The organism is Micromonospora sp. ATA51, assembly GCF_016802855.1.
GTDB classification, from domain to species: Bacteria; Actinomycetota; Actinomycetes; order Mycobacteriales; family Micromonosporaceae; genus Micromonospora; species Micromonospora sicca.
In genome coordinates this window covers 1-5591 of the sequence record NZ_JAEVHJ010000388.1, presented here as the reverse complement: position 1 = coordinate 5591, position 5591 = coordinate 1, and the positions used below count along the sequence as shown (strand labels likewise).

The window sequence follows — 5591 nt, the reverse complement described above, 5'->3', positions numbered from 1 at the left end:
AGGGCGGGGCTAACGTGGGGGCGTGGCGCTCTCTCTGGCGATCTCGCCCTGCCCCAATGACACGTTCGTCTTCGACGCCCTGGTGCACGGGCGGGTGCCCGGCGCCCCGCCGGTCGAGGTCACCTACGCCGACGTGGACGTCACCAACACGGCCGCCGAGCGCGGGGCGTTCGACCTGGTCAAGGTGAGTTACGCGGCGCTGCCGTGGCTGCTGGACGACTACCACCTACTGCCGTGCGGCGGGGCGCTCGGCCGGGGCTGCGGCCCGCTCGTGCTCACCCGGGGCGACCGGACCGACCTCTCCGGCGCCACCGTGGCGGTGCCCGGCGAGCGGACCACCGCGTACCTGCTCTTCCGGCTCTGGTCGGCGGAGCGGCCGCCGGCGCGGATCGAGGTGGTGCCGTTCCACGAGATCATGCCGGGCGTCGCCGCCGGCCGGTACGACGCCGGACTGGTGATCCACGAGGCCCGGTTCACCTACCCCCGGCACAGGCTGACCGCGCTGGTCGACCTCGGCGAGTGGTGGGAGGGCGACACCGGCCTGCCGATCCCGCTCGGCGCGATCCTGGCCCACAAGGGCACCGTCGACCCGGTCGAGGCCGCCGCCTGGATCCGCGAGTCGGTACGCCAGGCGTGGGCCGACCCGGAGGCCAGCCGGGAGTACGTGCTCTCCCACGCGCAGGAGATGGAGCCCGACGTGGTGGACCAGCACATCGGCCTCTACGTCAACGAGTTCACCGCCGACCTGGGGAAGGCCGGCTTCGCCGCCGTCGAGGCGCTGCTGGGCCGGGCCGCCGACGCCGGGCTCGTCCCTCAGACCTCCAGCTCGCGGGCCACCGCGTGGACCAGCTGAGCGACCTTCTGCGCCGTCTTCCGGTCCGGGAAGCGGCCCCGGCGCAGGTCCGGCTGGACCTTCGCCTCCAGCACCTTGATCATGTCCTCGACCAGTCCGTGCAGCTCCTCGGCCGGCCGGCGGCGCAGCTCCGCCACGGACGGCGGCGCCTCCAGCAGCTTGACCCCCATCGCCTGGGCGCCCCGGCGGCTGTCGACCACGCTGAAGTCGACCCGCTGACCACCCTTCAGGTCGCTGACGCCCGCCGGTAGCGCGCCCTTGGGCAGGAACACGTCGCCACCCTCGTCACTGGTGACGAACCCGTATCCCTTGGCCGCGTCGTACCACTTCACTCGACCCGTCGGCACCTGAAAACCCCTGCTTCGCTCGACATCTACTGCTCCCAGGCTAGTGCGGTGTCAACTAACGTTCACCGGGTGTCCGGTGGGTGCTGTGGATCCTCGCCTGTTGGGCGAGCGACTCCCCACCGGTGGTGGGCGGGCCACCGCGGGCCAACTGATCCTCGCGCCGCCCGGGATGGGCGGCGGGGGTCACGTCGGGACCGTCCGGCACCGGGCAGGTGCGGCCGGCTCGACGGTGCGTGACCACCTCCGGCAGCACAACCGCTGCCGGGGTGGTGGATCCGCCGCCCGGAACACGGGTGGCGATGCTGGCGGCCGCGACGAGGTCGCGGTGGCCGGAGAATACGCAGTGCGGGCAGGACAGGGTCCGGCCGCGGGGTTTCGGCACCCGGCGGTGGCAGGCGGGGCAGGTGGAGGAGGTGCCCCGTTCGTCGACCAGCCGGACGGTGATCCCGGCCAGGGTGGCCTTGTCGGTGAGGACCTGCAGGAGCCGGCCGATCTGCCACTGCCGCAACCGCAGGTTGTGCCGCCGCCCCGCCGGCAGATTCAGCACCCCGCGAGGATCGCCGACGTGCAGCACACCGACCCGCTGCCCCACCGCCCAGGAAACAACCGTGCGGGCGGCCTCATGCTGCGCCTGACGGACCCGGCGCCGGTGCCGGCCCTCCGCCAGGCGTGCCCGGCGACGGTACTGCCGCCACCGCCGGGACCCCTTCTGGCCCGGCTTCGGCGCCCGCCCGGCCACCGCACGGCGGCGGGCTTTGGTGTCGGCCAGGTGCATGCGGTGCTCGGCGCGGATCGCCCGCCCGGACACCAACAGCCCCTCCCCGTCGGGGCCGGCCACCGCGTACGGGTGGATGATCCCCAGGTCCACCCCGGCCACCCGGCCCGGGTCCGGTTGTTCACCGGCCGGGTACACGGCCACCGGCACCTCGGCGGTCACGTCGAGGAACAGGCGGCCACCCTCACACAGCAGGGTGATCGAGCGGACCTGCTCGGCCGGGTACGGCACCGCCCTGGCCAGGCGCACCCACAAAGGCGCAAAGCCTTTCGCGGTCGGGATTCGCACTCGGTGCCCGTCCAGGGTGAACGTGCCGTGATACCAGCGCACCGGCACCAACCCCCGCCGCCGACGCGGAAAACGCGCCGACACGCCACCGGCGCTGCGGCGTTTCGCCGCCGCGAACCACGCATCCGAAAACCGGCGCAACACCGACCGGGCACCGACGGAGTTCAGTTCCGCGAACGTGCCCGGCCCGGACGTCGCCAACTCCCGGCACAACTCCTGGTAACCGGACAGGGGTACGTCTCGGCGGCGGCGCCGCCACGCGTTGACCTCCAGCACGCATGCCCACACGTCACCGGCGGAGCGCAGCAGCCCGAAGCACCGCCGCCGCTGGCCGGCCGTCACCCGCAAGGCGACGCGCGCGGTGCGATGCACGACCCGCGGCCCGGCGGGATCCCGACGACGAGGCACGAACCGAAGCCAACACCACCCCTACGACATTTCCGAACCCGACCCACCCGGCCAACGTTTGTGATCAGAGCACTAGCCCGATGATCCGGTCCAGCGCCGCCGGGAATCCGGTGAGATCGTCCAGCACCAGGTACGCCCCGGCGGCCGACAACTCCGCCGGCGAGCAGGGACCGGTCGCCACTCCCACGCCCGGGATGCCCGCCGCCTGCGCCGCCGCCATGTCCGCCACGTGATCCCCGACATAGAGGGTGCCCCCGTGCTCCCGCAGCGCGGTCGCCTTCTCCGCCGCGAACAGGTCCCCGGCCAGCTCGTCGACCGCCAGGCCGAGGTGGTCCAGGTGCAGCTTCGCCAGCCGGCCGATCTTCGAGGTCACCACCATGACCCGGCCGCCGCGCGCGTGCACGGCGTCGATCGCCGCCTCCGCGCCGGGCATCGGCAGGGTCGGCGTGATCGCGTACGCCGGGTACAGCTCCCGGTATGCGGTCACCGCCTCCTCCACCCGCTCCGGCGGGAACCACCGGCCGATCTCGGTACGCAGCGGCGGGCCCAGCCGGGACACCGCCGCGTCGGCGTCCACGTACACGCCGGTCCGCGCGGTCAGGGCCCGGTAGGCCGCCGCGATCCCGGGACGCGAGTCGACCAGGGTCATGTCGAGGTCGAATCCGACCATCAGAGCAGGCATGCCGAGAACGTACCCGCCCAACCCGGCTGAGCCGGACGTCCGAGGGGCGGGACGGCCCCCGGCCGGGCTAGCGTGGAACGACGATGACCACCTCACTCGCCGACCAGTTGCGGACCCTCCCCGACGAGTCCCTCGCCGCCCTGCTCCAACTGCGGCCGGACCTCGTCGTGCCGGTGCCGGCCGACATCTCCGCCCTGGCCATCCGCGCTCAGTCCCGGGTCTCCGTGGCCCGCGCCCTGGACGGGCTGGACCAGTTCACCCTCCAGATCCTCGACGCCGCCCGGCTCACCCGCGACCCCGAGTCCGGGAGCACCGCCACCGACGCGATCCTGGCGATGGCCACCGCCGGCCCGCACCCGACCGCCCCGACGGCCGTCCGCGCCGCGGTGAACCGGCTCCGCGCGCTCTTCCTGCTGTACGGCCCCGAACACGACCTGCGCGTGGTGGGCGGCGTCGACGAGGTGGCCCCGTACCCGGCCGGGTTGGGCCGACCGGCCGCGGAGCTGGACCCGCGCGCGGCGGCCCTCTGCGCGGACCCGGCGAAGCTGCGCCGGACACTGCTGGCCGCACCCCCCTCCGCGCGGGCGATCCTGGACCGGCTCGCGGCCGGCCCGCCGGTGGGCAGCGTGCCCCCGGGCGCGCTGCAGGCCCCCGCGGTCGGCGCGGAGGACAGCCTGCCCCCGGACGCCACCAACGGCGGCGCACCGACCGGCTCCCCGATCCGCTGGCTGGTCGACCACCGGCTGCTCGTGCGGATCTCGGGCGGCAAGGACGGCGGCACCGTCGAACTTCCCCGCGAGGTGGGCCTGCTGCTGCGCCGGGACAGCGGCCCGCTCGGCCCGCTGCGCACCAGCCCGCCCGTGGTGTCCAGCCCGCCGCGTGAGCCGAAGGCCGTCGACTCCGCCGGTGCCGGGCAGACCATGGAGGTGGTCCGGCACACCGAGGGGCTGCTGGAGGCGCTCGCCGCCGAGCCGGCCCCGGTGCTCCGCTCCGGCGGCGTCGGCGTCCGCGACCTGCGCCGGCTGGCCCGGGGACTCGGCCTGGACGACGCGACCACCGCGCTGCTCTTCGAGGTGGCGTACGCGGCCGGGCTGCTCGGGGAACTGGACCTGACCGGCAGCGCCACCACCCGGCACGGCGGCGACCAGCAGGTCCTGCCCACCGGCGGGTACGAGGTGTGGCGGGCCAGTTCGCTCGCGCAGCGCTGGGAGCAGCTGGCCCGGGCCTGGCTGACCATGACCCGTCAGGTGGGCCTGGTGGGCCAGCGGGACGACCGGGACCGCCCGATCTCGGTGCTCTCCGCCGAGGCGGAACGGGCCGGCGCGCCGGCCGCCCGCCGGGCCGTGCTGGGGGTGCTGGCCGACCTGGAACCGGCGACCGCGCCCACCGCCGACGAGATGCTGGAGGTGCTGGACTGGCGGGCGCCGCGGCGCAGCCGGGGCCGGGAGACCGCGCACCGGGAGGTGCTGGCCGAGGCGGCCCAGCTCGGCGTGACTGGGCTCGGCGCGCTCACCTCGTACGGGCGGCTGCTGCTGTCCGACGTGACCGAGGCCGACGAGCGGGGCGCGGACGACCCGCTCGGGCTGCGCTCCGAGGCCGAGTCGGGCGAGCCGTCCACCGCGGTCCGCGCGCTGGACGCCCTGCTCCCCGCCCCGGTCGACCACTTCCTGGTGCAGGCCGACCTGACCGTGGTGGTGCCCGGCCCGCCCGACCCGGCGCTCGCCGCCGAACTGGAGGTGGTGGCCGAGCACGAGTCGGCGGGCGGGGCGAGCGTGCACCGGGTCACCACGGCCAGCGTCCGGCGGGCCCTGGACGCCGGCTACTCGGCCGACGACCTGCACAAGCTGTTCCGCCGCCGGTCGCGGACCCCGATCCCGCAGGGCCTGACGTACCTGGTGGACGACGTGGCGCGCAAGCACGGCGGGCTGCGGGTCGGCTCCGCCGGCGGCTACGTGCGCAGCGACGACGAGGCGCTGCTCACCGAGGTGCTGGCCGACCGGCGGTTGGAGTCGCTGGCGTTCCGCCGGCTGGCGCCGACGGTGCTCTCCACCCCGTATCAGGTGGGGCGGATGCTGATCGCGCTGCGCGACGGCGGCTACGCGCCGGTGCCGGAGGATGCCAGCGGTGCGGCGGTGCTGGCCCGGCCGAAGACCCGGCGGGCGCCGGCCCGGGTGCCGGTGTCGACGCGCGCCCTCGACCCGCTGGCGGCGCCGAAGCTGGCGCTGCCCCGGCTGCGCG

5 protein-coding genes are annotated in these 5591 nt (G+C 75.2%); 2 read left to right on the top strand and 3 right to left on the bottom strand.

Going from position 1 to position 5591, the window contains the following annotated elements:
• Positions 1–22: 22 nt before the first annotated feature.
• Entirely contained in the window at positions 23–853 is an 831-nt protein-coding gene (locus JNW87_RS33925) for a 1,4-dihydroxy-6-naphthoate synthase (RefSeq protein ID WP_109799596.1), read from the top strand.
• Here JNW87_RS33925 and JNW87_RS33920 read toward each other — a convergent pair.
• The 3 genes from JNW87_RS33920 to JNW87_RS33910 form a co-directional block, all read right to left on the bottom strand.
• Positions 814–1200, bottom strand: coding sequence for a cold-shock protein (locus JNW87_RS33920; protein ID WP_109799597.1), 387 nt, complete (start codon positions 1198–1200; stop codon positions 814–816). The two genes, JNW87_RS33925 and JNW87_RS33920, sit on opposite strands and share 40 nt — an antisense overlap.
• Before the next feature lie 55 nt (positions 1201–1255).
• A complete protein-coding gene (locus tag JNW87_RS33915) occupies positions 1256–2605 on the bottom strand; it encodes a transposase (RefSeq protein ID WP_238455096.1) in 1350 nt (449 codons plus the stop codon).
• Positions 2606–2735: 130 nt separating this feature from the next.
• Positions 2736–3353 (bottom strand): HAD family hydrolase, encoded by a 618-nt coding sequence (locus JNW87_RS33910; RefSeq protein WP_109802371.1) that lies wholly within the window; start codon positions 3351–3353, stop codon positions 2736–2738.
• Between the two features lie 83 nt (positions 3354–3436).
• Between JNW87_RS33910 and JNW87_RS33905 the strand changes: the two genes are divergently transcribed.
• Positions 3437–5591: helicase-associated domain-containing protein (locus JNW87_RS33905; RefSeq protein ID WP_238455095.1), on the top strand; the 2155-nt coding region annotated here is incomplete at its 3' end.